Origin of the sequence: Oribacterium sp. P9 (assembly GCF_046365365.1) — a bacterium.
Classification (GTDB): Bacteria; Bacillota; Clostridia; order Lachnospirales; family Lachnospiraceae; genus Oribacterium.
Genome location: NZ_JBKEIS010000054.1, coordinates 1 through 699, shown reverse-complemented (window position 1 = coordinate 699; position 699 = coordinate 1). Strand labels below are relative to the sequence as shown.

At 44.6% G+C, this 699-nt stretch carries 1 protein-coding gene; it reads left to right on the top strand.

Going from position 1 to position 699, the window contains the following annotated elements; genetic code table 11:
* Window positions 1-606: ATP-binding protein (locus ACK8P7_RS10965; protein WP_410044233.1), on the top strand; the 606-nt coding region annotated here is incomplete at its 5' end.
* Between the last annotated feature and the right edge of the window lie 93 nt (window positions 607-699).

Here is a 699-nt window from a genome sequence, read left to right as displayed (position 1 = left end):
ATCGCCGAGCTGATTGGCCCGCAGTTTCGGGAAAAAGTCAGCACGACACTGAAGAATCGTTTAACAGCTGCGCGTCTAAATGGATCGCCTGAGGAAATGGCGAAATGTGTCGATTCTGATAAACGTGAGTATCTTCCTACTGGCGTAACTGAACAGCTCGCTTCCTTGAACTTCATTGAACGAGGATATAATCTCTGTATCCTCGGCGAGTCTGATGCCGGAAAGTCTTATCTTGCAAGGGCTATCGGAATCAAAGCCTGTAATCGTTATAACGTTGGTTATTTTTACAGCGAAGAGCTGCTGGAGAGTATGGTTGCACTGAAAGAACAGGATTATGACAAATACGCTCGTAAGATGAAGAAGTACCTGAGATGGGATTTGATCATCCTGGATGATTTCCTTCTCCACACGATAACAGACGAGCGTGAGATCAAGATACTTTTCGAGTTACTTGAAAAGCGAAATGAACAGCAAAAGAGCACTATCGTCTGTTCTCAACGTAATCCGGAAAACTGGAAGGCGATGATTCTCAACGATGAGGTATCCGCGAATTCCATCATGAAGCGAGTAACAAAGCACTATACAATCAAGATCAATACTAGATAATCCATGTCACTTAGTTAAAAATGAGCGGCCGTTTTGCATCGGAAAGCGGCCGCTCAAAAACGGAACAGCGACCGCTGAGCTCTGTAAACTGCA